The following is a 25829-nucleotide window of genomic DNA, read 5'->3' as shown; positions in this document are numbered from 1 at the left end:
CGGGCCGGCAGCTCGTTCGCCGCACCATTTCCTCTCGATCTCTGGCCGTGAGTTTGGCATCCCCATGCCTGTTCACCTGTCTCCTTCAGCCGGTTGCCGGAGCCGTGATTAGTCCAGCTTTACCGGCTTGAGGGAGGGGGGGCAACCGAGTGGAACATTATATCCAGCGCCGCCAAAGCATAACGGAAGGGGCCGGTGAAAGGAGGTCATGCCATCCTTTCACCGGCCCCGGAGTCAGAAGTATTGGTACGGCGTATACGATTACGCGCGAGCTCCCGCAGTCTTTTTGGCGTGCTTGATGAAGGTGCCGTCCTCCAGTTCCTGGAAGGCTTCGCGCAGTTCATCCTCGCTGTTCATAACGATGGGGCCGCCCCAGGCCACGGCTTCGTGCAGGGGCTTGCCGGATACCAGTACCAGGCGCGCGCCCTCCAGGCCGCCGGTCAAAGCCACGGCGTCGCCTTCCGTAAAGAGATAGGCATGCTTGGCCGACAACATGGCGTTGTTTTCCGTAAGCGCGCAGGTGCCTTCCACCAGATAGGCAAAGACCGTATGCGAGGGCTTGGTCTCCACGGTCCAGGTGTAGCCCGGCTTGAGGGTCATATCCAGAAAACGCACATCCACATAGTCGCCCTTGGTTGCGCCTTCCACATTCTTATACCGCCCGGCCACCACAGCCACGGTGCCCGCCTCTTCTTCCACCTTGGGCACCATGTCCACTGTGATGTCGCGGTATTTGGGCTCTACCATCTTGTCCTTGCGGGGCAGGTTGATCCAGAGCTGCAGGCCCAGAATCCTGTCGCTGGCCTGCGGCATTTCCTGGTGCAGAATGCCGCTGCCCGCAGTCATCCACTGGCAGCAGCCGTCCAGAATCTTGCCCGAATTGCCCAGGCTGTCCTTATGGTCGATCTCGCCCTGGATAAGGTAGGTGAAGGTTTCAATGCCCCGATGCGGGTGCATGGGAAAGCCCTTGATGTAGTCAGCGGGATTGCGGGAGTCGAAAGCGTCCAGCATCAGAAAAGGATCAAAACTTCTTACAGTGGGGGAACCCAAAACGCGGACCAGATGCACACCCGCGCCGTCAATGGCGGGATGGCCGGTAACATCGCTTTTAATAGTGCGGTATTTCATGGTGCGCTCCTTTTCCCGGCCGCTCCATGCGCCGCATGGCGGCGGAAAGGAAATATATATGTAACCGGATCACGCGGCCCCTGGGGCAACGTCCCCGGCAAAAAAAGGATTGCGCTTCGGAGCCGGAGGAGCGGACGTAACGCTAGCCCGGCGGCGGCAGCGCGGCTGCCGCCATGCAATCCTGTCGGATTGCATATAATTCCGAAAAACAGACTGTCCAGTGGTGGAGCGGCAGGCATAAAAAAACTCCCCGGCGGTAACCGGGGAGGATGCGAAGACTGTCCGGGCTGGTCGCTCTCAGGGCTTGAGCTTGTCCATCAACTGCCGGATTTCGGCCATCTGGCCGTTGAGTTGCTGGGCGGCGTTGTTGGCGTCGGCAATGACCACGGCCACATCCTTGAGTGTGCTGTCCACCGCTTCCACGGCTTCGTTGATCTGCGCCGACGAAGCGGACTGCTGTTCCGAGGCCGTGGCAATGGCCCGCACCATATCGGCGGACAGGGCCGTGATTTCCACAATGTCCTTGAGCCGGTCGCCCGATGTGTTTGCAAGGCCGGTCACTTCCTCGATGCTGACCACGGCACGGTCCACATGCTCCATATTGCGGCGGGTGCCCTGCTGGATGTTTTCAATGGCGCTGCCCACTTCCGTGGTGGCGCTCATGGTTTTTTCCGCCAGCTTGCGCACCTCGTCGGCCACCACGGCAAACCCGCGCCCTGCATCGCCTGCGCGTGCGGCTTCAATGGCCGCATTGAGCGCCAGCAGATTGGTCTGGTCGGCGATATCCGAGATCACGGTCATGATCTGATTGATGCTCTGGGCTTCGTCGCTCAGCTTTTCCATGTCGGCGCGCAGAGCCAGAGAGTTCTTCTGCACCAGGTTAATGGAGGAAACCACCTGCCCCACGATGTTCTGGCCGTCCGTGGCCGTATTGCGCATATTGTCGGAACTGGCGGCCGCGTCGCTGGCGTTTTTGGAAATGTCCAGCACGGCCATATTCATTTGTTCCATGGCGGTGAGCGTATCGTGCATGCGTTCCGTTGTTTCGGCAGTAGCCTTGTCGGTTTTCACCAGCACGCTGACCAGCTGTTCGCAGGCCGCATTGGCCGCTTGCAGCAGATCCAGCACCGAGGCGGCCACGCCGCGCATAGTTTCGCTGTTGCGTTTGATGGCTTCCTGCTGCTCAAAAGTTGTGGTGGTGTCCAGCAGAATCAGAATGGCATGCGACAACCGGCCCTTGTCGTCGAGCATGGGCTTGGTAAAAATGTCCGCATGCATGGGTTTGCCCGTTTTCCTCTCGACAACGAAGTCCATGCTGGCGGCTTCTCCGCTTTCCAGGCACCGGGTGATGGAAGTGGCGCGTGTCTCGTCATTGTAATAAAATTTGCCGGACGCCATGCCGATGAAGTCTTCCATCTTTCCCGGATGCTCAAAAGTGCTCAGCATGGGAGCATTGGCGAAAGCCAGTTTGTCTTCCGTGTCGAACACGGCGCAGGGCACGGGCAGGGTCTCCAGCACGCCGCGCGAGAAAGCGAGCTGGCTTTCCAGCTTGTCCAGCATGGCGTCGAGGGCTCTGGACAGCGTTCCGATTTCATTGTTCGAATGGGTTTCAATACGCGAAGCGTAATCGCCGGCCATGACTTTTTGGGCAAAATCGGAAAGACGCTCCAAGGGTCGGCAGATGCCCTTGCGGGCGTAGACGGCTGAAATCAGACTGAGCAGCAGAGTCAGGGCCAGAGCAAAACAGAGGAAGAGCCCGTTGCGATCGACGCGCTCGACGCTGGCGGCCACCTGTGCGCTGGTGCGCTTTTCCAATGTGGCGAAAAATTCATTGAGCGGAGCCATGATTTTTTCGGTTTCCGCATTATACGCCGGACCAAAGACCAGCTCACGAGCCCGTTCCATATTGGGTTCGCCCTTGACCGTGTAGTCGCCCTTGGCATCTTTGTAGATGCCTTTGACGGCGTTCATGGCCTCGGTTTCCAGAGCGATCAGCGCGTCGGAAAGCTGGTTGCCTTTTTCAACCAGGGTGAATTCGTCGGCGGTGACTCCGTACTGTTTCATCAGATCAGTAAGCGCGATTTTCTGGCCCGGAGCCACGTCGCGGCTGGCCGCGCGGGGCGTTTTGCCCGCCCGCTCGTCCACAATGCCGAAATAGATTTTTTCATACCGGCTGTCGCCGGTAGCGGCGTACTGGCGGACATAGCTGGTGAGCTGCTTGGAGGATTCCATCAGCTCACCGGCAAGCTGGACGGCTATTTCCTTGTTGCGCGCGAGATCCAGATTATTTTGAATGGCGTAATACAGCTGGAAGACAAAATAACCCACAAGGCATGTCAGGATAATAATCCCAGCGTTTATGGCGGATGAGGCCTTGCTGATGCTCATGCTATTACTCCCGAGGCAGAGGTAAATTTTATTACGAAAGTTCGCGTTTGCCTGATAGATCGCCAGAAATCAGAAAAGTTTTAGGGTAACATCCTTATCAGCCAGTAATTTTTTTAAGATTGCGAGAAAAAAACGTTTCGTGTTCCCTTGCCATAGCGGGACTTGACGCGCAAGCCCTTAGGCGGACAAAAAGGTATATAATATCCATTATGGGAGGCCGAGTTTGACAACCATGCTGCACCATGTCGCCGTTGCGGCTTTGTTCCTAGCTCTGTCGGCCGCCTTGCCTTGCCTGGCGGCGGAGGAGAGCGGCGTGCCGCAAACTCCGGCCTTGCCTCCGGCCGCTGATGGCGACGGCGCGGCAACGGTTGCGCCGCCCTTGCCCGCAGCGCGGGAAGCGGGCAAACTGCCGCCCCTGGCGGAAATGATCACCTCGCCCTTCGGGCGGCGGCGTATGCCCGGCTGGCTGAGCCGGCGCGGCATGGTGATGCGCGAGCATTCCGGCCTGGATATCCGTGCCCGGCTGGGCTGGCCTGTGGTGGCTTTTGACGGCGGCATGGTCAGCCATGCCGGGCCGCACGGCCTTTCCGGCATAGTGGTGGAAATCCGGCAGGATGACGGCATGACCGCGCGCTATGCCCATCTGCAGAAGGTCCTGGTTTCTGCGGGACGGCGGGTGCGGCGCGGCGAAGCCGTGGGCCTGGTGGGCTGTACCGGCAGGACCACGGGCGCGCATCTGCATTTCGGCCTGCAAAACGCCAAGGGGGAGCTGGTGGACCCCCTGCCGTATCTGCGCAGCGCCGAGCAGTTGTTGCGCCCCGCGCCCGGGCAGATTCCCGCTGAACTCACGCCGCAGCAGTGCGGCCCGGTAATCCGGGGCCGTAACGGACGGCCCGCGCGCATAGGAGACCTCAAAACACTGGAGAATTACAGCCCGCCGCCCATCCCTGCCTGGGGCGAAGGGCGGTAGCGGCATCCGGTGTTCCCGGCCGCCAGCCTGAAATTTCGTCTCCTCTTTCTTTACGCCTGTTTCGCCGCCCCTCGCCGTTTCCGTGCGCCGGGGCGGCGTTTCTGGTTTGGTTTCCGCGCACCGGCAGGCCGTCCTCCGCCCCGCGCGCCGGATTCGTAAAATCTCTTTCTGGCCCGGACATTGCATATCTACTTAACGTTTGGCCGGCTAGGCCGGACAAAGGGCTTTTGTTGGACAGGTTGGACAAGGCGGTTCGCGCCCACATTCTTGGAAAATGGCGTTGTGGGCCGCCGCGGACCGCTTCACGCAGGCCATATGGACCGTTTTGCGCAACCTGTTGTTCTGTATAATTGTTATACAGGTGGCAATAATTTTTACAGTCGCCTGTATAGACCAAACAATAAGGATACAAACATGACCACTCTTGGTACGAGATATCCCACCTTGGCGTTTATTTCCGGCGGTGTTGGCGAAGCGGATGACGGCATCCCGCCGCAGCCCTTTGAAACTTTCTGCTACGATTCCGCCCTGTTGCAGGCAAAAATTGAAAACTTCAACGTTATCCCCTATACCTCGGTTCTTCCCAAGGAACTCTACGGCAACATCCTGCCCGTGGACAAAGTGGAAAAAAACTTCAAGCACGGCGCCGTGCTGGAAGTGATCATGGCCGCCAACGGAGCGCGCATTGAGGACCACCGCGCCATTGCCACCGGTCTCGGCATCTGCTGGGGCAAAAAGGACGGCAAGCTCATCGGCGGCTGGGCCGCTGAATACGTGGAATACTTCCCCACATGGATCGACGACGACATCGCCAAATCCCACGCCGAAATGTGGCTGAATAAATCCCTCAACCATGAACTGACCCTGCGCGGCGTGGAAAAGCACAGCGAATTCCAGTTCTGGCACAACTATCTGAACATCACCAAGCCCTACGGCTACTGCCTGACGGTCATGGGCTTCCTCAACTTTGAATTCGCCGATCCCGTTGTGGTGAAAAACTAAGAAAACCGCTCCGGCCTGTCCGTGAGCCTTTGTGCGCCCGGCCCGCGACGGATTGTTAGCGTGGGCCGGGCGTTTGTTTTAGGAACTTTTGCCGCCGCCGGGCGGCACGGCTCCGACGCAGACCCGATCCGGACTTTGTTCCGCCCGGTCGGCCTTTAAGTAAATTATTTCCATGAAGCCACGCCGGCACAAGGGCGAGGTTTAACATATAGAGGATAGAGCAATGGCGCAAAGCACAACCAAAAAACTCGGGGTCGTGGCGCTGGCCAGCGTGGTGGTCAGCTCCATGGTCGGCGGGGGCATTTACAGCCTGCCGCAGAATATGGCCGCCGCCGCTTCCGTGGGCGCGGTACTCATTGCCTGGGTGATCACAGGCCTGGGCATGTATTTTCTGGCCAATTCCTTCCGCATTCTTTCGGATATCCGCCCGGACCTCAAAGCGGGCATTTATATGTACGGGCGCGAGGGTTTCGGCCCCTTTGTGGGCTTCCTCATCGCCTGGGGCTACTGGCTTTGCCAGATCTTCGGCAATGTGGGCTACGCCGTCATTACCATGGACGCCCTGAATTACTTTTTCCCGCCGTATTTCCAGGGCGGCAATACCATCCAGTCCATTATCGGCGGTTCCATCCTGATCTGGATGTTCAACTTCGTCGTGCTGCGCGGCACGCATCAGGCCGCCATCATCAACACCATCGGCACCATCGGCAAGCTGATCCCGCTGTTTATCTTTATTATCGTGATGGTGTTCATGTTCAATATCGACAAGTTTGATTTCGACTTCTTCGGCAAGCTGGCCGTGGACAACGGCCACCACCTCGGCGGCCTGGGCGCGCAGGTCAAGAGCACCATGCTGGTGACCCTCTGGGCCTTTATCGGCATTGAGGGCGCGGTGGTGCTGTCCGACAAGGCCAGGACCCCGGATGACGTGGGCAAGGCCACGGTTATGGGCTTTCTGGGCTGCCTGGTGGTCTACATTCTGCTGTCCGTGCTGCCGTACGGCTTCATGACCCAGGCGGAACTTTCCGCCGTGCCCACGCCGTCCACCGCCGGTGTGCTGGAGCGTGCCGTGGGTCCGTGGGGAAGCTGGCTGATGAATGTGGGCCTGATCATCGCCGTGCTGGCCAGTTGGCTGGCCTGGACCCTGATCACCGCTGAAATGCCGTATGCCGCGTCCAAGAACGGCACCTTCCCCCGCCAGTTCAGCAAGGAAAACGCGGCCGGGGCGCCGTCCGTGTCCCTGTGGGTCACCAGCCTGCTGATGCAGCTGGCGCTTCTGCTGGTTTATTTCTCCAACAACGCCTGGAGCATGATGCTGAGCATCACCGGCGTGATGGTGCTGCCCGCCTACCTGATTTCCATGCTCTTCCTCTGGAAGACCTGCGAGGACGGGCAATACCCCCAGAAGGCCCCCACCGGGCGTGCCGCGGCCCTGGCCTGCGCCGCGCTGGGCACGCTGTATGGCTTCTGGCTGATCTACGCCGCCGGTCTGCACTATATGCTGATGGCCATGGTGCTGATCGCCCTGGGCATTCCCGTATACATCTGGAGCCGCAAGCAGCATCCGGATCAGACGCCGCTGTTCAAGAACTATGAAAAGGTCATTCTGGTGCTGCTGGTACTGGCGGCGCTGGTCGCGATCTATCTGTTCGCGCGCGGCATCATCACGTTGTAACCTCTTGCCTGGAACGGAGACGTTCCCAGAAGGAGTGCCATATATGTCAATAAAATGGAAACAAATCGGCGGATTCGCCATAGCGGCCTTTCTGTTTGTGGCCGTGCAGTCCCAGGCCGCCCAGGAAGACAGGGCGGCGGAAGGCCAGAAGTTGTACGACGACCTCTGCGCCATCTGCCATACGGAAAAACCCGCCAAGATGATGGGCCAGCCCGTGGACGGTCTGGTCGCCAAGATGAACAAGGTGAAAAGTCTGACTCCGCCGCCCAATGAGAAGGTGGAGCAAATGCAGGAAGCGCTGAAGCCGCTCTCCGATCAGGATCTCAAGGATATCGCCGTGTATCTGAACGGCCTGAAATAGCCGTCTGACGAAATAACTCATAGAGAGCAGCCCGGAAAACAGCGTCAATCGCGGTTTTTCGGGCTGCTTTTGTTTGCTGTGGAACGTGCTTGTTGCGTGCTTATGACGACATCCGCGCCGTGATTGAGGGCGCGCCTACGCGGATGGAGACAGAAACCGTTCCGCTTCCGCCACGGCGATGCGCCGGACCAGCTCGTCCGCCAGCGCGCGTGAGGACAGCCGTTGCAGGGCCTCATAGTCTTTTTGGCGTTCCCACGCCGTTTCTCCGTCCTCGTAAACATCCTCCGTCTGTCGCCGGAACCGGCAGGGACCGGCCCCGCTCAGAATCCATTCCGGATTGACGTTTGCCACACGCAGCAAGGTCAACAGCCATTCCGCCGGGATCATGCCCGTGCGCTTGGCATTGGTTACGGCAGAACGGCGCACGCTCAGATAAGCGGCAAGCCCGGTCTGGCTGTGCGTGCCGGTAATCTGGTGAATACGTTTAAGTTGTTCGATGAATGGGGATGGGTTTTCTGCGTATATCATTACTTCACTACCAGATAACTGATTAATTTATTTTGATAATTGTGCCTTTACATCTATCGGTCGAAAATTATTTTCTGACCTGGCTTACCTTATTGCGGGTCTGAAAAGTGCCTTCCTTGTATCGAAGATCTACTTGATAATAAGATAAGCTATGTTTTGATTTGTAAATCAAAATCTAGGCTTGGTAAAGATGTCTGGTTCATGTTGTGCCCTACAAAAGAAAGTTACCCTTCCTCTCCGGAGGGCGGCATGAACGGTAATAGCTTAATTTTGCTTGGAAAACGAATCAGGGAATTGCGAGTAAAACACGGCTTGTCGCAGGAAAAACTTTCCGAACTGTCCGGCATCAGCTCTCGCCATATCAGTGAAATGGAGCGGGGAGAATCAAATCCGAGTTTTCAGGTCATGGAACAGCTCACTTTTGCCCTTGGCGTCTCAATGAAAGAATTTTTTGACTTTGAACACCATGCGGATGACGAGGCAATCCGTGACGAATTGTGTCGAATGCTTGTCGGGTTTTCGCGTCCCAATCTGCAATTGGCCTACAAGTTGCTGCGAGAGCTGTCTGACGGCTGACTCCGTATTGTGCCGCATCTCAATAGGCGGAGCCCTTTATCATTATATCCTCCGAGACGAGCCCGAAGAGGGCGTCAGCGCCCGCGCGGTTCCCTTCGCTCCTTTCCTCGCTTCGTTTCTGACATGCCGACCGATACCGGCAGTATTCCGCCGGGATGGCGCTCATGCTTTTGGGCGTTGACCACGTAGAGCGGCGCGCGCCTAGATAACTATTAGTCAGAGGGGCGACCAACTATTGCTAGCCAATCGACCTACTATAGTCGGTCGAGTTTGTAAATAGGCATTGTATGTGGGAGGCATGAAACCCAAATTCGACGAAGATAATCTGGCAAAAACCTTCATGCCTGCGGTGCTCAGACGGTATCGGGATGCGGCCGGACTTTCCCAACGGCAGCTCGCCGACAGAGTGGGCATAACCAAGAGCTATGTCTCTTCTTTGGAGCTCGGATACCGCGCGCCTAATCTCAATCTGCTTATCAAGATCGCGCGGTCGCTGGAAGTACGCCCCGGCGAGCTGTTGGATGCGCTGGTTGATGAGGCTGAAAAAAATTAGCGTGACATGGGTACATCTGCATGGGGATCATGCAATGATGGAGGATTCATGCCGGGATACTGCAAAGCTGACGCTGAGATTTTGAAACAGTTTGGTGCGGCTCTCGGAGCCAAACGAGAGGCATTGCATATTTCGCAAGAAAAGTTGGCGGAGAGGGCGGGCCTTCATCGAACATATATTGGAGGTGTCGAACAAGGACGCAGGAATCTGGGCCTTCTGAATATTGTAAAGATTGCCACGGCCCTTGGCGTAAATCCCGAGGAATTTTTTATTGACTGCGACTGTATGAAAAAAATGTGATTCTCGTGGTGATATGTGAAGTTAACGAGATTTACAAAAATGAGTGTGAAGTCAGTTTTTGCCAAAGACTATGCCGTAATGCTGGCTGTGCTGATCCAAGCGAGAAAAAGCCAAGGATTCAGCCAACAATATATTGCGGATCGCTTGGGCAAGCCGCAATCGTTTGTATCGAAATATGAAAACGGTGAACGGCGGCTGGATATCCTGGAGTTTTTTGCTATTGCCGAGGCTTTGCAAAAAGATCCTGTTCAGTTGCTGAAACAGATTGGATTACTTTAATCTTACGCCACGCTGCCCCATTTTTTGTGTTTCCCTGGAGCCGTTGACGCATTTCATGCGTCAACGGCTCCAGGGAATAAAGAGCAAAAGGCGGTCCCGGAAAATTTTCGGGGCCGCCTTCATGTTACGCAGTTGGAATCCGCTTTACATGCATCAAGTTATAATCAGCCAGGACGGAACCGGTTTTGCTCAACATCCTTAACGAACGCGACAACAGCTCTCCAATCTGGTAAAGAGTGAAGTTGGTTATCCTGGTATCGGCGTCATAGCCCTTCATAAGAAAGACCGTGGCGAAAAGGTCGTTGTAAATGGCGTCCAGAGCGGCGGCGATATTCTCGGCCTTATATCGGTCAAGAAGCTCGCCTTCTTCCGTGAGGGCATACGGCGGCAAGTGGTATTGCCGGTATTCTCCCGGCTTACATCCGTGCTCGGCGAGCTCCGCGTCGTCTTCCGTTTTTGATGAATCCTTTTCAGCACTCGCGGAACGGCAAAAGGCCAGCATTGCTTCCGCCGTTTCCTGTAGTTTGCCCGCCAGGACTAAAAATGCATCAAAAGGGAACTCGCAACGGCTGGAACTGGTTGCATCGGACATAAGAACTCCAACGGTTTAGTAGTGGCGGCACTTGGAAAATGAGAAATGCCGGGACTCAACTACGCCCGTTGGAAGCGCTGCTCTTATTTCCCCAAAAGGTATTTTATTCGGAGCTATCATCCCGGCAATTATATGCTGGCGGGCACGAACCCAAAAAGAAACCCAGCAAAGTGCCGGGCATGTTCACACCTGATTTATCCAGCGGTGTGGACGCTGCCAACGGAAATAGTAAAAAATACATAATCCGGAAGCTTCACTATGTCAAGTTCCGACTTTCTGGACAAAATCATTGCCCAAGTCAAAAAAAATGATACATATTTTTTAGCTAAAAAACGTTGACTTTTTGTGCCTGCTGGTTATTATATCCATAAGGGAGTTTGAACATGACCTCTGAAAGAAAAACCATGACCCTCAACTTAACGAAAGATGAAATGGATATTTTGGATGCTCTGGCAACCCGTAAAGATGTGTCCAAGACTTCCATCCTGAAAGCAGCCATTAAACTCTACTATATTATTAACTTACGCATTGAAAGCGGCGAAAAGATATTTTCGGAAGATGATAAAACTGGTGAAAAGGCGGAGTTATTGCTGTTATGAGTGAACTTATCCAAGAAATTCCCTTATATCTTAACGGAAAAACTTTGATTCATGCTGAATTGCACAAAGGCTTTTCCATGTCATTTATCGAGTGCTGGAAGAATAAATGGGCTCCGTCTTTAGACGCGTATCTTAAGTCAGGTAAACAACGCCCTGAGCATGCCCATTGGAATTGGGTTCGAAAGGCCACAGTCGCGGTTTTAAATAATAAAGATGACCTTTTCTTCTGGATTAAGGCAAATGGCGACACGCAAGGGTTGATGATATTGGATGAAAGTTCTTCCTGCCATGCAGATGATAACGGGGAAGGAAACATTTATGTCCAGTTTTTGGAGGTCGCACCATGGAATTACTACAAAGACGCAAGCGTTGGATATTATCAGGGGGTGGGATCGATATTATTTATGACTGCCGTTAACTATAGCGCGTCATGTGGGTTTGATGGGCGTATTGGCCTTGAATCTCTACCGCAAAGTGAACCATTCTACCGTGCAAAAGGAATGATCCAGGTTGCAAAGAATTCAAGTAACAGCCCATTAAAATATTTCGAACTCACTACCCAAGCCGCACAAGAGGCGCTAAAGAGGTTAGTAAAATGAAAGCGATGAATTTTGATTTTTTAAGCGCAATAGCAAAGCAGGAAAAGCAACCTCCTCGCGTTTGTTCAAATAAATTTTCTGGTAGAGAAATGTCTCCGCTTGGGGCTCTTATATGGAACGCAAGGAAGCATATGGCTCTTACGCAGCAAGAATTTGCCAGAAAGTGTGGCGTTGATATTGATGATATTATTAAGATAGAAGAAGACAGCAAATATAATCCAGATATTAGATCCCTTGATTATATTGCACGTTTTTTGAATATAAATTCAAATTATATTGCTGAAATTGCTGGTTATAAGGAAATCAGAGACAAATCCTTTGAACAGCAAATTTACGCCTTTGCTGCAAATTCTGGGAAGATTAGAGATTGCTCTGATATATCAATAGAAATATTTGAACAATATCTTGCGGTACTGCATGAAAGGGGATTGCATAATGAGTAAACTACTTCTGTCACAGAGCACGATGCAGGACATAGAGAAACGCGTAGACCGAGTGCTAAAAGAAATTGGAAACCCTGCACCGCCAATTCCTCATGTGATGATTAGAGAAGCTCTGCGACTGGATATGGCTTACTTTCAAAAAGATGATCCAGGTATCATTAGCGAAGTATGGAGTCGCTTAAAACGTGGTACAAAGCAGATTTTGCAGCGCCCTAGCATCTTGAAAGACATGATTGAGTCGAGAAGCTTAAGGGCCGCCTATATTCCCGACATTAAGCGTATTTATGTGGACGGCGAACTTCATCCATTTAAAAAGAGATGGGGGGAGACTCATGAGTGTGTTCACGGCCTTCTACCTTGGCACCAGAATTATATGATGGGAGACGATAAACATACTTTGACTCAAGTATGCAGGGAAAAGCTAGAGGCAGAGGCTAATTATGGGACAGGAAGACTTCTTTTTGCTGGGAACCGCTTTACTGAAGAACTTGCTGATTTGCCTTGTTCAATTAGAACAGCCGCAGATTTAAGTAAAAGCTACAAAAATTCGCTAACTTCGACCTTGTGGCGGATAGTAGAATCTTCTGATGATATGCCTGTATTAGCGTATATTTGTCCAAACCACTCCCCTGATGGTCTTTATGCCACGCCTGGGGCGGAAAGTGATACTCATTTTGTTAAATCAGCATTATTCTCTGCGCAATTTTCAAATATACAAGATGGTGAAGTAAATAAAATTCTTAATTCATATGTTCGCCCGAATGCGAGGTATTTTGCCGGTGAAAAAGCTGAAATTTTGCGAGATGTAAATGGAAATCCTCATGTTTTCCATTTTGAAACCATTAACAATAGGTATAGCTACTTGACTCTTGCTACTGTCGCGCCATTCTAGATTTTTATGGGGGAGCTATGAGAAGAGTCACAGGACGAGACGGTAAAGCTATAAATGTGCCAACGGGCTATAGAGCGGCACAGGGCCGTGATGGTAGGCTTATTGCTATTCCGCCAGGGAAAAGAACTGTTGAGGGCCCAAGAGGGCGGCTCAAGGTTGTTTGAATATGCGCGGGGCCAGAGCGGGGCCAAATAGCCCCAAACAGAAAAAGGACTTACGGCATTCACCGTAAGTCCTAAATTCTGGTCGGGATGAAAGGATTTGAACCTTCGACCCCTTGAACCCCATTCAAGTGCGCTCCCAGACTGCGCTACATCCCGACGCAAGAGAAGTAACTACGCGGCACGGCCCTTCCTGTCAAGATTTTTTTGTTTTTTTAATCTTCGCGCCGCAGCACCAGAGCCACCAACGGCGGCAGATACAGGGTCACGTCCTGTTCATGGCGGTCAGGCAGGGGCCTGGTGAAATGTTCCACCGGCGGGCGCGTCACGCTCAGGTTGCCGTGCCCGGCAAAGCGCTCTTCGTCGGAGGAGAGCAGCTCCACATACTTGCCCGGCGTCACGGCAAAGGTCAGGTCCTGCCTGGCCTCCAGCTCATGGAAGTTGAAGGCGAAGAGCAGCCGCCCGCGCTCAAAGGCCAGCAGGCGTTCTTCCTCATGAATGAAGCGGAACAGCGGAGCCTGCTGGAAATCCTCCATGTGCGCGGCCGCCAGATCCCACAACTGGGCCTTGTCCCAGGCGGCCAGGCCCACATACTTGAGGTCGGGGCGGTCCGCCAGATACCACTGACGGTGGGCGTGAGCCTCGGCGTCCAGCCATTCCGGATGCCCGAACTCATTGCCCATGAAGTTGAGATAGCCCGCGTCCGCCGTGGCCAGGGTGATCAGCCGCATCAGGCGGTAAAAGGCCAGCCCGCGCGAAACATTCCAGCTCTCCGTGCCCACGGACATATAGTGGTACATATCGTCGCCCAGCAGCCGCCAGATCATGGCGTCATCGCCGTTGATGCACTGGTCGTGGCATTCCACATAGCTGATGGTGCGGTCATAGGGGCGGTGATTGGTCATCTCGTACCACAGGCTGCCCATGTCGCGCGGGGCCTCAATGCACTTTTCCCAGTAGTCGGGAATGCCCATGGCAAAGCGGTAGTCAAAGCCCAGGCCGCCTTCCTGCGGCGGGCAGGTCAGGCCGGGCATGCCGGAAAATTCCTCGGCAATGGTCACGGCCTGGGGCCGCAGTTCGTGGGTCAGGGCGTTGGCAAGGCAGAGATAGAGCTCGCCGTCCTCATCCGCGCGCGGCTCGCCGTCCTTGCCGTAAAAGCAGCGCCCCACATGCGAAAAATCATCGTCCACGCCGTGGTCGCGGTAGAGCATATTGCCCACCGCGTCAAAGCGGAAACCGTCCACGCGGAATTCCTCCAGCCAGTAACGGCAGTTGGAGAGCAGAAAGCGCCGCGTCATCTCCCGGCTGTAATCAAAGGAGGGCGTGCCCCACTGATTGAATTTTTCGCTGAAAAAATACCGGCTGCCGTCATAGCGGGCCAGGCCCTGCTCCGTATTGGGGCAGGCATGGCCGTGGGTGATATCCAGAATCACGGCCAGGCCCAGGCCGTGCGCCGTATCCACCAGGGCCTTGAACTGGTCCGGCGTGCCGTAGCGCGAGCTGGGCGCGAAATAGCTGCTGACCTGATAGCCGAAAGAGCGGTACAGGGGATGCTCCAGAATGCCCATAAGCTGCACGGCGGTATAGCCGTCGGCCTTGATCCGGGGCAGAACGGAACCGCTGAACTCGTCGTAGCTGCCCACGCTTTCGTCGTGATGGGTCAGGGAGGACTGGGCCATGCCCACATGGGCCTCATAGATACGGGGAAAGACCGGCGCGCCGGGGCGGCGGTGGCGGAAGCGGTAAGGCTGCCCGGGCGTCCAGAGCCGCGCGCACCATTGGGTAGGCACAACTTTGTCCTGTTCCACCCAGTGGGCAAAGGCGGGCACGCGGCGCAACGGCGGCGTGCCGGGCCTGCCCGCAGTCATGTCCGATTGGTTCGGCTGGTCCGGCTGATTCTGCGCCTCAAGGGGCAGCACGCGCAGTTCCAGGTAGTCGCCGTGCGCGAGCGCCTCAAGCGGCAGGGTCAGCTCAAAGATGCCGTTCTGTTTGCGTTGGAAACGGTGGCTGGCATGGCGCTGAAAATTCAGTTTGTCCGTGGTCAGCCAGACGGCTTCGGCCTGGGGCATATACTCGCGCCAGCGCCAGCGGGTTTCGCCCCTGGCATTGCTGACGCGGTGCAGGCCCAGGCTGGTGTGCAGATTGGCATAGGCGCGCAATGAGCCGTATTGCGTGGTGATGCGCAGCAGCTCGTCCGTGAAACGGCGGCTGCGGCGCAGCAGGAAAACCCGGTACGGTTCCAGGGCCGGGTCTTCAAGTGGATTCTGAGGCGGGAGAATGGGCATGGCGGCCTCACAAAGACGTCTGTCAGCGTGGTTGCAGCCCGACAGCAGCGGGGCTCAGGCGCGGCATGCGGCGGCCCCGGCCGACGTCCACATCATGCCGGGACGTCAGCCGGGCTGGGCAAAGATTATTCGTGCTTGCGCCATTCCTTGCCGGAAAGCGTGGCCAGACACTGGATCAGAGCCTGTGTGCCCAGGCGGCCGTGGCCCTGGGCCTGCATCATGCGGTAGAACTCCTCGGCCAGGGTCACGCCCGGCAGCACCAGACGCATGCGGCGGCATTCCTCCAGGCAGAGGCCCAGATCCTTGATGAAATGGTCGATGAAGAAGCCGGGGGCGTAATCGGTTTTGAGCAGGCGGCGGCCCAGCGTGCCCATGGCCGTGCTGCCTGCCGCGCCGGGCACCACCAATTCCAGCCATTGGGCCACATCCAGACCCGCTTCCTGGGCAAAGAGCAGGGATTCGCAAACGCTGAACATCACCCCGGCCACAGCCACCTGATTGGCCAGTTTGGCCTTCTGGCCGGAACCGGCCGGGCCGCAGTGCATCAGGCGCTGGCCCATCTTGGAAAAGCAGGGTTCAACGCGCTCAAAGGCCGCCTTGTCGCCGCCCACGAAAATGGAGAGCCGGGCTTCACGCGCGCCCACGTCGCCGCCGGTCACGGGCGCGTCCAGCGCGGCGCAGCCCTGGGCGGCGGCCGCTTCGGCAATGCGCTGGGCCAGAGCCGGGCTGGAGGTGGTCATGTCGCAGACGATGCCGCCCTTGGTCAGGCCGCACAACGCACCATTTTCGCCCAACATGACTTCTTCCACATCCTTGGGAAAACCCACAATGGAAAAAACAATATCCGAGGCGGCGGCCACGGCGCGCGGACTCTCGGCCCATTGCGCGCCTTGGGCGAGCAGGCTGTCGGCCTTGGCTTTGGTGCGGCTGTAAACGGTCAGCGGCCAGCCGGCCGCCAGCAGATGACCGGCCATGGACGAACCCATGACGCCGGTGCCGATCCAGCCGATACGCAATTTTTCCGCCATTGTCGTGCTCCTTTGCTACTGGAAACGGCGTTCCAGAATTTCCTTTTGCATGGCCTCGCGCGCGAGCGGTTTGTTCTTGCGGAACAAATCCACGTGCTTGCGGAACAAGGTCAGATTGCGGCGCATATTTTCATTAAAGGGATCGCTGCCGCTGAAATCCTTGCCGAGCAATTCCTCGGCGGCGGCCAGGGCGTCCGGCGCAAGCTGCGTGCCGTCTTCCACCTTGCTGCGGTAAAAGGTCAGGGACTTGTCCAGACTGGTGTCCAGCATGGCAAGGCCTCTACGGGCAGTATCCATGATCTGGCGCAGTTTTTCAAGGGTCTGCCCCTTGGCGGTCTTGCTGTCGCGTTCCATGCTCTGCAACTGGCTTTGCAGGCTGTTGCGGCGGCTGGCGTAATTGCGGATGGTTTCAATCATATAGACGCCGGTGCGCAGCAGAGATTGGGCCTCCAACTGCTTTTGCCGCTCCAGCATGATGTTGTTTTCCTTGATGGTGTCGCGCAGCTTCTGCAGATTGCTTTTGACCGCCGGATCCTGAGCCAGGGCCAGCATGCGGTCCAGTTCCTCCAAGGGATTGCGGGCCGCCTGCATGCCGGGAGTCATGCTTTCACCGGCCTTGTTCCATTCGGCCAGCAGTTCCTCGGGGCGGTTGCCGCCCGGCGTGTTGATGCCTGAAATCACCAGCCTGAAGCCCAGATCGCGGGCGTGAGCCGGTCCGTCGGCCAGAAAGAAGGGCGTTTCCTCGCGGCGGCCCGGCAGAATTTCCGCATCGCCGGAGAGAAAGGAGCCGCCCTTGCGCACAAAGCCCCCGGCGGAACCGTGCAGGCGCCCGGCCAGAGAAAAGCGGAAGCTGTCCAGCACCATTTCCGCCGCATTGCCCGCCGTATCGTAAAGGCCCAGGGGGTTGGGCTTGCGCGAGCCGATGCGGGCCGTGCTTTCGGGAATATGGGCCGCGCCTTCGGGGCGGTACACAGCGTAATCCCCTTTGCCGTCCCCTTGCGGCAGCGGGAAGAAATCCTCCTGCAAGAGTTGTTGGCTGCCCGCTGTCTGGCCGCCGCGCGCCGCGTATTCCCATTCGGTTTCCGTGGGCAGACGCACAAAACCCACATTGCGGCTGTCTCCGGCGAAGCGGGGCAGGGCGTCCGGCGCGTTTTTCAGCAGCCAGGCCGTGTAGCGGCGGGTGAAGTCCACGGCGTCGTACCAGCTCACGTCGGTCACGGGCCTAGCCGCGTCCGCCGGAAGATTCTGACTGTCCGGGCAGGAGGCGTCCATGACGGCGTGCCATTGCAGATTGGTGACTTCGTATTTGGCGATAAGATAGTAGTAATTCTGCCCCTGTGGGGCCGGCTTGCGCCAGGCGGCGGGCAGGTCCTCCAGGGCGAAGGGGCCGGAAAGAGCGGCGTTGTAGCGCCGGTCGTAAAACGCCCGCTCGGCGTTGGCGCTGTCGTCCAGGCCGGGGCGCACGGGCATGTCCCAGAGAAAGCCCTTGGCCGGTACGGCCACCAGCTTGAACACCATGCTCAGGTCGCAGGGCATGGGCAGTACGATATCATCGTCAGCAGGCTGCGGGTTATAGGCGTCGGTCAGGTTGACGCTGCCTTTACGGGCCAGAGCCGCATCGGCGGGACGGACGCCGCCGAGGATCAGGCCCAGCGCCAGAAGGCAAAGGCAGAGCGGCCGAAGACGGCGCTTTACATCAGACATCGCGGATCACCTCCGAAGGTTCCACGCGCGCGGCGCGCAGGGCTGGTCCCAGGGCTGCCAGCAGGGAAAGCCCGGCCACCAGGGCGAAGGCCAGCAGAAAATGCTCTGGCAGCAAGCGGCAGACCTGCTCCATGCCGTTGAGGCTGGCGGCGAAAAGATGGTTGATGACCGCAGCGGCCACGGCGTAGATGCCCGCGGCCAGGGTCGTGCCCAGCAGGGCGGTGAGCAGAGCCTGCATCAGGGGAAAGAGCATCAGCGCGCCCGTGGCAAAGCCCGTGAGCCGCAACAGACCCAGAATCCGTTCCTTGCGTTTGACTCCGGCCAGGGCGCTGCTGGCTGTGGAGGCCAGAAAACCGGCGGCCGCCGCCGCGCAGATCAGGCCGAAGATCAGATTCAGGGCCCGGGCCAGGGTGCTGACCTGCTCAATTTCCTCGGCGTGGGTATACACGTCCAGCTTTTGCCGGGCAAAGCCCTGGCGCAGGCTGCTCACCGCCGCCATGTTGCGGGCGTACAGGCGGAAGCCGGGATACACGCGCGGGCCGTCGGGCCGGGGCTCGCCCGTCCAGCCGTTGCCCGCGCCCAACTCCGGCACGGCGCGCCCGTCGCGGAAGTCCTCGGCGGCTTCCAGCAGAGGCAGGGGCACATAGGCCACATCTTTCTGCTGCGCCGCCAGGGGCAGCACGGCAACTACCCGCAGGGGCACGCGGGCGCTCTGCACCTGTCCCTGATAGCGGCGTTCCACCCGCCCCAGCAGCGGGTCGCCCTGGCGCACACCCAGCTTTTCAGCGGCGGTGGCGGAAAGCGCCACGCCGATGGGCGTGAGGGCCGGGGACGCTGCATCGCCGTCCGCATTACTTTTTCCCCCGGCTGTGGGCAGAGCCGGGACGGTCGCATGGTAGCGGGCCAGAAGGGGGTCGCCGGGGGCTGTGGGTTCCAGAGAGGCCACCAGAGTTTTACGCGCCTGCCCCTCGCCGTGGCTGAGATCCATGGTGGCGGCAATGGAGCGGGTACGCGGCAGCACAAAGCTCACATCCGGGTGCGCGGCCAGGCGGGCCAGATAGTCGGGCGTATAATGTCCGCTGGTCACGGGCGAGATTTCCAGCGTGCGCGGGTCCTCCAGCAGGCGGTCCGTAAGGGTCTGGACCACGCCGAACTTGACCCCGTAAAGCACCAGCAGCGGCGTGAGTACGGCGGCCAGTCCCAGCACGGAACAGGCCGACAGCAGACCTTCATGGGCATAATCCCTGAGCGCCAGCAGGCAGGCGCGGGCGACTGTCCGCATACGCTTACCCCCTCCCGGCCTTATGGCGCACATCGGCCACAACGCCGTCGGGACCGGATTCCACGGCAAAGCGGACCAGGGTGAAACCAACATCCGCCGCCATGTCCGGGGCGTGCGTAACCATGATCATGGTAATGCCCAGTTCCCGCGTCAGATCCGTGAACAGATGCAGCGCATTGCGGGCGTGCCAGGGGTCCAGGGCGGCGGTGGGTTCGTCGGCCAGCACCACGCCGGGGCCGTGGGCCAGAGCACGGGCGATAGCTACCCGCTGGCGTTCCCCCACGGAAAGCGTGCCCGGATATTGCCCGAGCAGATGGCGGATGCCCAGGCGTTCCACAATGGCGTCCACGGCTTCCCCGCGCTGTCTGACAATGCCCAGGCTGCGGCAGTGCAGGAGGATGTTCTCCCTGGCGGACAAGAAGGGCAGCAGACCGCCGGTCTGCAAAACATAGCCCAGATGCCGCAGGCGCAGGGCCGCCAGAGCATCCGTGCCGCCGCGCCGCCAGGCGGCCAGTACATCCTCGCGCCGTTCAGGCGTGGGGGCGAAGGAAAAGCGGATGTTGTCTTGTTCCGCGTCCGCCGCCGGAATATCCGGTCTGAGTATGCAGGCCAGCAGATCCAGAGCCGTGCTTTTGCCGCAGCCGCTGGGCCCGGCCAGGGCGAGCAGGCTGCCGCGCGGCGCGTCAAAGGCCGCGAGGCGCAGATGAAAACCCTCATGGCCGGGACGGCGTTTGCTTACGCCGCGCAGGGAAAAGACCAGATCGCCCGTATCTTCCATATTCGTGGTCCGGGCTACGGCAGCATGTTCAGGGGCACGCGGTAGACCCAGTCTCCGGCGTTGGGCTGGCCGAAGCTCTCCCAGTTGGCGCGGTCCCGGTCATACTCCTCGTAGCGGGCCAGACGGGACTTGAGGCGGTTGATGAAGGCCGTCTGCTCGCCGATGCTCATGCGGTACCAGTCCTCTTCGCGCAGCAGCATGATGTCGCTCTTGTAGGGCAGGCCGTCCAGGAATTCGGACAACACGCCCAACTCGGCCAGGTTCTTGCCCTGCGTGGGCAGATTGGGATCGCGGGCCATGCGCGTGGAAGCCGAAAGAATGCCCTGGAAAAAATCGCGCGAGTCGGTCTTCTTGGTGCGTTCGGCATTGTCGATAATGGCCTTGAGCTGCGCGCTGAGGTCGTTGAGCTGGTTCTTGGTCAGCAGTACGGCCACTTCCACGCTGGGGCTCTGTTCATGTTTGGCCAGCCGCTTGAGGTCCATATCCGCGATCCAGGAATTGACCACGCTGGGGGCCTGGTTCTCGCGCGCGCGGCCCAGATATTCCAGTTGCATGGCGTACCCCAGGGTAGCGGCCAGTTGCTCCGCCCGCTGCTCGGGCGTGGCCTGCTGCGGCGTTTCATCCTTGGGGCGGGTCATGATCTTGCCGGCGGCCGTATTCTTGACCATGTCCACCATGCCGGTGGCCAGGGCCTTGGCCACGGCCGCGAACTGGCGCGCGCCCTCCGCCGGGGTGGGCGCGGCCACGGCCTGGTAGTTGGAGCGGTTGCCGGAAAGTTTGCTCAGGGCGCGGTAGCTCTGCTCGGCGTAGCCGTAATTTTTGGCGCCGCCAGGGCTTTTGATATGCAGCACCGTAATCCAGATGCCTTTCTGGCGTGCAAAGTCGTTGAGCTCGTTGACGCCCATTGTCACCGAGGCGTATTTATCCCCGTTTTTCAGGGGGCCCGCGTCGGTGATCAGGAGGATCAGACGCGAGGAATAATCGCCCCAGTTCAGGGCTTCCACGGCCTTGTACACCCCGGCCAGAGAGTCTTCGTTAAAGTCGTGGCTGGAAACCGCGGCCTCTCGCACCTGGGCCAGTTTGTCCTCCAGACTCTTGCGGTTTTTGGCCGTAGCGAAGTCGCTGACCACTTTGGACACATATTCCAGACCGGGCGTGGCTGTGGTGCTGCTGCGAAACGCGACCACCGCGAAGCCCACATTGTCGGCCATCTTGTCCGTTTCAATCTTGTCGTAGATCTGGCGGACCACATTGAGGCTCTGCTCAATATAGGGCTTCATGGAAATAGATGTATCGATGACCAGGGCTATGCCGGTTTTGGGCGGCCCGTTTTTGCCGCCGTTCTTGTTTTTCGCATAGTCGCCGGGGTCAATGGAGGCCACGCGCAGGAATTTTACTCCGTCAAAGGGGTCCTGCATGGCCAGAATGGGCATGAGATAAAAACGCTTTTCCGAAACGGCCCCCTGACTTCCCTCGGGCTCGCTGGCCACAATGGGCAGGTCGGCGGGAACCGTTCCCCCCTTGGCGGCCTGGGCCGCGGCGGACAGCAGTGTACCCAGGCGTTTCTCCATGTCGGCGGCCGAGCAGAGGGCATTGAGATCCTGCTCGGTTTTGAAAAAGAGCACCGGGTCGCGTCCCGTGCGCGGGGTGAACAGCAGGGTCAGGGACTGGTTCCAGTCCGTGGCTTTGGCGGCCTCCAGCCACCCGGCAGGCTGGGTGGTGGAGGGACCCACCTGCAACCATGCGTCCTTGCGGGCATAGACATAGAGCACGGTAAAGGGGACGACCGCTTCCTGCAGCACCTTGGCGTCGGCCTTGGGTTCTGCCAGCAGTCTGGCCCCCGGATGGCTGACCACCCGCTGGAAAAGGCTTTTTTTGCCCTGTTGCAGCAACGGGCTGACGGAAGCCGGAGACGGCTCGGCCTGAACCGCCATGGCGGCCAGACTCAGACACAAGGCCGCAAGCAACGCCGGCCACAGACGGACGGACATACGCATTATTCTCTCCCGGCGCGCCCTGTGGCACGCTCTAATTCCAGTTTTGCAGCAAACTCCGGGCCTCGGCATTGCCCTTGTCCGCTTCGGCCTGCACATGGATGCGCAGGGAGTCCAGAGCGTTGGCCGCTTCGGCCTGGCCTTTCTGCCTAGCCTGTTCATACCAGTGTTTGGCCTGTCCCATGTCCACGGGAATGCTGCCGCGCGGCAAGGAGCTGACCGGGTCATAAAATTGCCCCACCAGCAGCATGGCCTCGGCATTGCCCTTCTGGGCCGCGTCTTCCAACAGCAGAAAGGCCGCGTCGCTTTCTTCCGCTCCGGCTCCGGCCTTGCGCATGGGTTTGGCCAGGGCCAGACTCATTTCAGGCCGGGCTTCGCCGCGCAATTGTTCGCGGGCGGCGGCCAGGGGAGATTGATTTGCGGATGCGGCGGGTGCTGTCTGGTTCTGGGCCGCCGTGGGGGCTGACGGCAGAGGCGGTTTTTCCGGTGTGCGCAGCATAAACCACCACACAGCGACGCCTATCACCAGCACAAGCAGCGCAAGGCCGACCAGCAGGCCGCCCTTACCGCTTTTTCCCTCACCCGGTTCCCGGGCCATCCGCAAGGGAGGCTCAGTAACAACAGGCTCCGGGACGGGAGCCGGTTCCGGACTTTCCTCCGGCTCCGGTTCGTGTTCTTCCACTGTGGGCTCTGTTTCCGGCACGGCCTGCAAAGGCTCGGTCGGCGGCGCATAGACGCCCACGCCCTGGCCGCCGCTGATATGCGAATAAACCAGATTCTGAACCACCAGTACACAGGCCCCCGCGCCGGTCAGGCTGATGCGGTAGGCGTCCAGATTGTCCATCTCATCGACCACGGCCGGGCCCACGGCCAGGCGCAGGCTGCCGCCGTCATTGTCCCAGGCGTCGGGCGTGAGCGCCGTTTCGCTTTCCTGCCAGCCGCCGCTGGAAAGGGTTTTGCCGTCCGAGCCCCGGCGCAGCACGAAAGCGGGGGCGGACACATTGCCCGCGTCGTGGATTTCAATAATGCCGTAACCGGGACCGCGCGAAGGGTCCGCTGTGATTGTGGCGCGCATGCGCTATTCCTTGAACGCCCGCAAAATATCACGCAGGCGGTTGTTTTGTTCCGGGTTGACGGTCTGTCGGCCGTCAAAGTCCACATTGGCCGTCACGCTGTAGGCCAGGGCCCGCAACCAGTCCGTATACCAGAGGCGGTCATAGGGCGATTCTTCTTCCGCGATATGCGGCTCGCCCGTGATGACCGGCGGCGGATTGAACAGGCTGACGCTTTTGCCGCCGAACAAAACTGTACGCGCCGCCTGATCCTTGAAGCGCGGGTCAAAGCCCAGCCAGTCCACAAAGGCGTTGATGGCGTCGGCTGCCAGGCTGACCTGCTTCCAGACCAGACGTTCGCGGGCCATATTGCTGTAGGCGGAACTTCGCCGCAGTTCGGTTTCCAGGTTTTGGCGCAGCTTGCAGCGTGCGGCGGCCGTGATCAGTTCGTGGCAGAACTGGTCCAGCTCCTTGGCGGGCAGGCCGAAATAGTTGCGGGCCTCCGCATCACCGGCCAGATCGCGTAACCGCCCGATCCAGTGCTCCAGCGCCAGATTGGCGAAAATGGCGGCCGTGTCGCGGGCGCGGTCCTCTTCTTGTATTGCGGATGCCGCCGATACTGCCTGGGCGTCGCCGAAAATGTCGCCCAGAATGTCGTCGGCGGAAACCCGCGCGCCTACCACCGGCGCGGGCGCGACGGAAGCCGCCCCCTGCTCCGGGCTTTGTCCGGCCCGGAAGCAGATTTCATAGAGGTCAAAGTCCCGCACCTGCAGGGCGCGCAGAAATTCGCCGAAAAGCTGCTTCTCCGCCAGCCGGGCCAGCAAGGCCACAAGGGTGTGCGAAAGCTGTTCCTGCCGACGGCGCAATTCCTCGCGGTCGTCGCTTTTATAAAAGGGGGTGAGCTTGGTCAGGACCTGCTCGCGTTTTTCGTCCAGGCTGACCGTGATCTGGCGGCGTTTGAGCTCGGGATTGCAGAGCGGACGCAGTCTTTCGCGCAGCAGGGCCACGCCGCCGTCATTGAGGGTCATGGCCGCCTGCCAGACAATTTCCGGCTCGGCCACATGGCGCTGGACCAGGGGCGACTGCAAAAAGGCCTGACGCACCTCTTCCACGTACAGTGTCTGTTCCGGGCGGATGCCGCTCTCCTTGTCGCCGTCAAAGCTGAAAATGGCTTCGCTGCGGAAATTGGGATTGCGCAGCAGAAAGACATTATTGAAAGGATGGCTGCCGTCCCAGTTTTCCGGCCAGTCGTGCTGTTTGCCGAAGAAGTCCAGAAGGGAGGATTGCAGGCGCGTGGTCCAGCGCGTTTCCACGGAGGGCGTGCCCTTTTTCTTTTCAAACTCCATGTCCATCTTGGTCAGCACAAAGAAGAGAGCCGGGGCTTTGCCCGCACGGTGGGCCGGGTTTTCGCCGTGAGTGGAGCAGATCCATTCGTACACGGCGCGAGGCAGGTCCTGTACCTCCTGATTGCCGGGTCCGATGCAGAGCAGCATGCTGGTGAGTTCCTTTTCCTCGCAGTAGCGCTCGAAAAGGTAGGCCACCTTGCCGCGCAGAAAGAGGTTTTCCAGCGTGCCGGGTCGTTCCAGCTCCTGATTGAGATTTTCGAGTTTCAGGCGCGAACGGTAGCCGGGGAAGTCCAGCAGGTCGGTGTGGTCAAAGAAGTCGTCCGGCTTTTCGCGCATGTGGATAGTGATTTCAGCGGTCAGGGCCGTGACCACCGCGCGCGGCAGCGAGGCCTTGCGGCCCTCGGTTCCCAGAATCGTCAGCATGTCCGTGGCGGGTTCGCTGAGTCCGTGCAGCAGGGCCACGTCGATGATGCTGGTCTTGCGCGGAATCAGGGCCTCAATGGGACATCCTGCTTCCGCCGGATTGCCCAGATCGCGCAGCGCGCCGCAGAGTTGCAGATAGAGGCTCTGAAATTGCGGCACATTGTCCCAGATCAGGCCCAGCAGTTGCGCCCTGTCTTCCAGGCCCAGGCGCGGAGCCAGTTCCACAGCTCGCAGCCAGAATCCTTTTTGCAGCATCTGTACGCGCGGCCGGGAACTGAAATTTTTGTTAATGTAATCCCTTAAGTCTTCCAGGTCATCGCCGCTCAGCGCGCCCGCGCTGACAGGAGATTGGGCGGCGCGGACTTCCAGGGCGTCCAGGGCCGCTGTCAGGGCTTCGGGCTGCGGGGCTTCCTTGTGTTCGCAATCGGCGTAATAGGTGTTGGCCAGCACGCGGGCCACGTCCGTCTCCGTAAGCAGACGCAGGCGGATGGGAAAACCTTCGCTCAAACCTTCGGGCGGCGTTGTGGTGAAGCGGGTCACCAGGCCGGTGGATTCCTTGCCGCCCTCGGGATTGATCTGGGTGATGAAATCATAGGACTTGCCCCCGAAGTCCGCCAGCAAGGAGCCTTTGGCATCGCGGGCCAGAGCCGAAATAAGATAGGATTTGCCGGACTGGCTGGGACCAAAAACGCCCACGCACATTTTGCGGCGCGCGGCCTGCTCGCATTTGTGAAAAAAGCGGGCGGCATGGCGCATGTCCTTTTGCAGGGCCGCGCATTCGTTGCCCACCAGTTCGCAATTGTCCTGAAGCCAAGCCACGGCCTGGCGGGATTCCTTTGCCAGATCGCGACAAAGCCGAGCCAGATCGGTATCCTGCTGCTGCATGGTCAT

24 protein-coding genes and 1 tRNA gene are annotated in these 25829 nt (G+C 58.6%); 12 read left to right on the top strand and 13 right to left on the bottom strand.

Annotation, left to right across the window (positions count from 1 at the left end):
• Positions 1 to 261 precede the first annotated feature (261 nt).
• Positions 262 to 1128, bottom strand: coding sequence for a pirin family protein (locus AXF13_RS07000; RefSeq protein WP_062252193.1), 867 nt, complete (start codon positions 1126 to 1128; stop codon positions 262 to 264).
• Between the two features lie 297 nt (positions 1129 to 1425).
• Complete coding sequence (locus AXF13_RS06995) at positions 1426 to 3516, bottom strand: methyl-accepting chemotaxis protein (RefSeq protein ID WP_062252192.1); 2091 nt, start codon at positions 3514 to 3516, stop codon at positions 1426 to 1428.
• A gap of 313 nt (positions 3517 to 3829) precedes the next feature.
• Between AXF13_RS06995 and AXF13_RS06990 the strand changes: the two genes are divergently transcribed.
• The 4 genes from AXF13_RS06990 (at position 3830) to AXF13_RS06975 (ending at position 7524) form a co-directional block, all read left to right on the top strand.
• Entirely contained in the window at positions 3830 to 4486 is a 657-nt protein-coding gene (locus AXF13_RS06990; protein WP_223299995.1) for a M23 family metallopeptidase, read from the top strand.
• A 414-nt stretch (positions 4487 to 4900) separates the two neighbouring features.
• Positions 4901 to 5488 (top strand): pyruvoyl-dependent arginine decarboxylase, encoded by a 588-nt coding sequence (locus AXF13_RS06985; RefSeq protein ID WP_062252190.1) that lies wholly within the window; start codon positions 4901 to 4903, stop codon positions 5486 to 5488.
• A 223-nt stretch (positions 5489 to 5711) separates the two neighbouring features.
• Positions 5712 to 7163, top strand: a complete 1452-nt coding sequence (locus AXF13_RS06980; RefSeq protein ID WP_062252189.1) for an amino acid permease — start codon at positions 5712 to 5714, stop codon at positions 7161 to 7163.
• 43 nt (positions 7164 to 7206) lie between these two features.
• Positions 7207 to 7524, top strand: a complete 318-nt coding sequence (locus AXF13_RS06975; protein ID WP_008683818.1) for a c-type cytochrome — start codon at positions 7207 to 7209, stop codon at positions 7522 to 7524.
• Positions 7525 to 7659: 135 nt separating this feature from the next.
• Here AXF13_RS06975 and AXF13_RS06970 read toward each other — a convergent pair whose 3' ends face one another.
• Positions 7660 to 8052, bottom strand: a complete 393-nt coding sequence (locus tag AXF13_RS06970) for a helix-turn-helix domain-containing protein (protein ID WP_062252188.1) — start codon at positions 8050 to 8052, stop codon at positions 7660 to 7662.
• A gap of 249 nt (positions 8053 to 8301) precedes the next feature.
• Between AXF13_RS06970 and AXF13_RS06965 the strand changes: the two genes are divergently transcribed.
• The 4 genes from AXF13_RS06965 (at position 8302) to AXF13_RS06950 (ending at position 9760) form a co-directional block, all read left to right on the top strand.
• Positions 8302 to 8628 carry a helix-turn-helix domain-containing protein gene (locus AXF13_RS06965; RefSeq protein WP_062252187.1) on the top strand — a complete coding sequence of 109 codons (327 nt, stop codon included), beginning with the start codon at positions 8302 to 8304 and terminating at the stop codon, positions 8626 to 8628.
• A 298-nt stretch (positions 8629 to 8926) separates the two neighbouring features.
• Positions 8927 to 9181, top strand: a complete 255-nt coding sequence (locus tag AXF13_RS06960; protein WP_009301537.1) for a helix-turn-helix domain-containing protein — start codon at positions 8927 to 8929, stop codon at positions 9179 to 9181.
• A gap of 48 nt (positions 9182 to 9229) precedes the next feature.
• Positions 9230 to 9481, top strand: coding sequence for a helix-turn-helix domain-containing protein (locus tag AXF13_RS06955; RefSeq protein ID WP_062252186.1), 252 nt, complete (start codon positions 9230 to 9232; stop codon positions 9479 to 9481).
• A 39-nt stretch (positions 9482 to 9520) separates the two neighbouring features.
• The gene (locus AXF13_RS06950) at positions 9521 to 9760 is read left to right on the top strand and encodes a helix-turn-helix domain-containing protein (RefSeq protein WP_062252185.1); all 240 of its coding nucleotides are present in this window, start codon (positions 9521 to 9523) and stop codon (positions 9758 to 9760) included.
• A 124-nt stretch (positions 9761 to 9884) separates the two neighbouring features.
• Here the strand turns inward: AXF13_RS06950 and AXF13_RS06945 are convergent, their stop codons facing one another.
• Positions 9885 to 10352, bottom strand: a complete 468-nt coding sequence (locus AXF13_RS06945; RefSeq protein WP_062252184.1) for a hypothetical protein — start codon at positions 10350 to 10352, stop codon at positions 9885 to 9887.
• 383 nt (positions 10353 to 10735) lie between these two features.
• Between AXF13_RS06945 and AXF13_RS06940 the strand changes: the two genes are divergently transcribed.
• From AXF13_RS06940 to AXF13_RS16535, 4 genes are read left to right on the top strand one after another with little or no spacing between them, the layout of a single operon-like run.
• Positions 10736 to 10951: a transcriptional regulator gene (locus AXF13_RS06940; protein ID WP_062252183.1), complete on the top strand. Its 216-nt coding sequence runs from the start codon at positions 10736 to 10738 to the stop codon at positions 10949 to 10951.
• On the top strand, positions 10948 to 11550 hold the full coding sequence (locus AXF13_RS06935; RefSeq protein WP_062252182.1) for a hypothetical protein: 603 nt from the start codon (positions 10948 to 10950) through the stop codon (positions 11548 to 11550). Before AXF13_RS06940 ends, AXF13_RS06935 begins: the two co-directional genes overlap by 4 nt.
• Entirely contained in the window at positions 11547 to 11993 is a 447-nt protein-coding gene (locus tag AXF13_RS06930; protein WP_083521987.1) for a helix-turn-helix domain-containing protein, read from the top strand. Before AXF13_RS06935 ends, AXF13_RS06930 begins: the two co-directional genes overlap by 4 nt.
• On the top strand, positions 11986 to 12885 hold the full coding sequence (locus tag AXF13_RS16535) for a hypothetical protein (RefSeq protein WP_150116090.1): 900 nt from the start codon (positions 11986 to 11988) through the stop codon (positions 12883 to 12885). The genes AXF13_RS06930 and AXF13_RS16535 overlap by 8 nt, the downstream gene beginning before the upstream one ends.
• A gap of 243 nt (positions 12886 to 13128) precedes the next feature.
• Here the strand turns inward: AXF13_RS16535 and AXF13_RS06925 are convergent.
• The 9 genes from AXF13_RS06925 to AXF13_RS06885 all read right to left on the bottom strand — a co-directional run bounded on the left by AXF13_RS06925 (position 13129) and on the right by AXF13_RS06885 (position 25823).
• Positions 13129 to 13205: transfer RNA gene (locus tag AXF13_RS06925), tRNA-Pro, on the bottom strand.
• A gap of 56 nt (positions 13206 to 13261) precedes the next feature.
• Complete coding sequence (locus AXF13_RS06920; RefSeq protein WP_062252180.1) at positions 13262 to 15331, bottom strand: alpha amylase C-terminal domain-containing protein; 2070 nt, start codon at positions 15329 to 15331, stop codon at positions 13262 to 13264.
• A gap of 125 nt (positions 15332 to 15456) precedes the next feature.
• Positions 15457 to 16359, bottom strand: a complete 903-nt coding sequence (locus AXF13_RS06915; protein ID WP_062252179.1) for an NAD(P)-dependent oxidoreductase — start codon at positions 16357 to 16359, stop codon at positions 15457 to 15459.
• Between the two features lie 15 nt (positions 16360 to 16374).
• On the bottom strand, positions 16375 to 18063 hold the full coding sequence (locus tag AXF13_RS06910; RefSeq protein WP_062252178.1) for a formylglycine-generating enzyme family protein: 1689 nt from the start codon (positions 18061 to 18063) through the stop codon (positions 16375 to 16377).
• A complete protein-coding gene (locus AXF13_RS06905; RefSeq protein WP_062252177.1) occupies positions 18056 to 19345 on the bottom strand; it encodes an ABC transporter permease in 1290 nt (429 codons plus the stop codon). The genes AXF13_RS06910 and AXF13_RS06905 overlap by 8 nt, the downstream gene beginning before the upstream one ends.
• Before the next feature lie 4 nt (positions 19346 to 19349).
• Positions 19350 to 20123: an ABC transporter ATP-binding protein gene (locus AXF13_RS06900; protein ID WP_062252176.1), complete on the bottom strand. Its 774-nt coding sequence runs from the start codon at positions 20121 to 20123 to the stop codon at positions 19350 to 19352.
• 14 nt (positions 20124 to 20137) lie between these two features.
• On the bottom strand, positions 20138 to 22120 hold the full coding sequence (locus AXF13_RS06895; protein WP_062252175.1) for a vWA domain-containing protein: 1983 nt from the start codon (positions 22118 to 22120) through the stop codon (positions 20138 to 20140).
• Positions 22121 to 22151: 31 nt separating this feature from the next.
• Positions 22152 to 23192, bottom strand: coding sequence for an SEL1-like repeat protein (locus AXF13_RS06890; RefSeq protein ID WP_062252174.1), 1041 nt, complete (start codon positions 23190 to 23192; stop codon positions 22152 to 22154).
• 3 nt (positions 23193 to 23195) lie between these two features.
• Positions 23196 to 25823 (bottom strand): virulence factor SrfC family protein, encoded by a 2628-nt coding sequence (locus tag AXF13_RS06885; RefSeq protein WP_062252173.1) that lies wholly within the window; start codon positions 25821 to 25823, stop codon positions 23196 to 23198.
• Positions 25824 to 25829 lie beyond the last annotated feature (6 nt).

The sequence above is a fragment of the Desulfovibrio fairfieldensis genome, from assembly GCF_001553605.1.
GTDB classification, from domain to species: Bacteria; Desulfobacterota; Desulfovibrionia; order Desulfovibrionales; family Desulfovibrionaceae; genus Desulfovibrio; species Desulfovibrio fairfieldensis.
The sequence above is the reverse complement of the archived record's forward strand: the minus strand, read 5'-3'. Positions and strand labels throughout refer to the sequence as shown.

What these genes read in the sequence shown, in the direction of transcription:
- AXF13_RS16535 (WP_150116090.1), top strand. Translation starts at nt 11,986, where the DNA reads ATGAGTAAACTACTTCTGTCACAGAGCACGATGCAGGACATAGAGAAA.
- AXF13_RS06900 (WP_062252176.1), bottom strand. Translation starts at nt 20,123, where the DNA reads ATGGAAGATACGGGCGATCTGGTCTTTTCCCTGCGCGGCGTAAGCAAA.
- AXF13_RS06960 (WP_009301537.1), top strand. Translation starts at nt 8,927, where the DNA reads ATGAAACCCAAATTCGACGAAGATAATCTGGCAAAAACCTTCATGCCT.
- AXF13_RS06985 (WP_062252190.1), top strand. Translation starts at nt 4,901, where the DNA reads ATGACCACTCTTGGTACGAGATATCCCACCTTGGCGTTTATTTCCGGC.
- AXF13_RS06940 (WP_062252183.1), top strand. Translation starts at nt 10,736, where the DNA reads ATGACCTCTGAAAGAAAAACCATGACCCTCAACTTAACGAAAGATGAA.
- AXF13_RS06930 (WP_083521987.1), top strand. Translation starts at nt 11,547, where the DNA reads ATGAAAGCGATGAATTTTGATTTTTTAAGCGCAATAGCAAAGCAGGAA.
- AXF13_RS07000 (WP_062252193.1), bottom strand. Translation starts at nt 1,128, where the DNA reads ATGAAATACCGCACTATTAAAAGCGATGTTACCGGCCATCCCGCCATT.
- AXF13_RS06965 (WP_062252187.1), top strand. Translation starts at nt 8,302, where the DNA reads ATGAACGGTAATAGCTTAATTTTGCTTGGAAAACGAATCAGGGAATTG.
- AXF13_RS06915 (WP_062252179.1), bottom strand. Translation starts at nt 16,359, where the DNA reads ATGGCGGAAAAATTGCGTATCGGCTGGATCGGCACCGGCGTCATGGGT.
- AXF13_RS06970 (WP_062252188.1), bottom strand. Translation starts at nt 8,052, where the DNA reads ATGATATACGCAGAAAACCCATCCCCATTCATCGAACAACTTAAACGT.
- AXF13_RS06950 (WP_062252185.1), top strand. Translation starts at nt 9,521, where the DNA reads ATGAGTGTGAAGTCAGTTTTTGCCAAAGACTATGCCGTAATGCTGGCT.
- AXF13_RS06935 (WP_062252182.1), top strand. Translation starts at nt 10,948, where the DNA reads ATGAGTGAACTTATCCAAGAAATTCCCTTATATCTTAACGGAAAAACT.
- AXF13_RS06885 (WP_062252173.1), bottom strand. Translation starts at nt 25,823, where the DNA reads ATGCAGCAGCAGGATACCGATCTGGCTCGGCTTTGTCGCGATCTGGCA.
- AXF13_RS06995 (WP_062252192.1), bottom strand. Translation starts at nt 3,516, where the DNA reads ATGAGCATCAGCAAGGCCTCATCCGCCATAAACGCTGGGATTATTATC.
- AXF13_RS06895 (WP_062252175.1), bottom strand. Translation starts at nt 22,120, where the DNA reads ATGCGTATGTCCGTCCGTCTGTGGCCGGCGTTGCTTGCGGCCTTGTGT.
- AXF13_RS06945 (WP_062252184.1), bottom strand. Translation starts at nt 10,352, where the DNA reads ATGTCCGATGCAACCAGTTCCAGCCGTTGCGAGTTCCCTTTTGATGCA.
- AXF13_RS06890 (WP_062252174.1), bottom strand. Translation starts at nt 23,192, where the DNA reads ATGCGCGCCACAATCACAGCGGACCCTTCGCGCGGTCCCGGTTACGGC.
- AXF13_RS06905 (WP_062252177.1), bottom strand. Translation starts at nt 19,345, where the DNA reads ATGCGGACAGTCGCCCGCGCCTGCCTGCTGGCGCTCAGGGATTATGCC.
- AXF13_RS06975 (WP_008683818.1), top strand. Translation starts at nt 7,207, where the DNA reads ATGTCAATAAAATGGAAACAAATCGGCGGATTCGCCATAGCGGCCTTT.
- AXF13_RS06955 (WP_062252186.1), top strand. Translation starts at nt 9,230, where the DNA reads ATGCCGGGATACTGCAAAGCTGACGCTGAGATTTTGAAACAGTTTGGT.
- AXF13_RS06920 (WP_062252180.1), bottom strand. Translation starts at nt 15,331, where the DNA reads ATGCCCATTCTCCCGCCTCAGAATCCACTTGAAGACCCGGCCCTGGAA.
- AXF13_RS06910 (WP_062252178.1), bottom strand. Translation starts at nt 18,063, where the DNA reads ATGTCTGATGTAAAGCGCCGTCTTCGGCCGCTCTGCCTTTGCCTTCTG.
- AXF13_RS06980 (WP_062252189.1), top strand. Translation starts at nt 5,712, where the DNA reads ATGGCGCAAAGCACAACCAAAAAACTCGGGGTCGTGGCGCTGGCCAGC.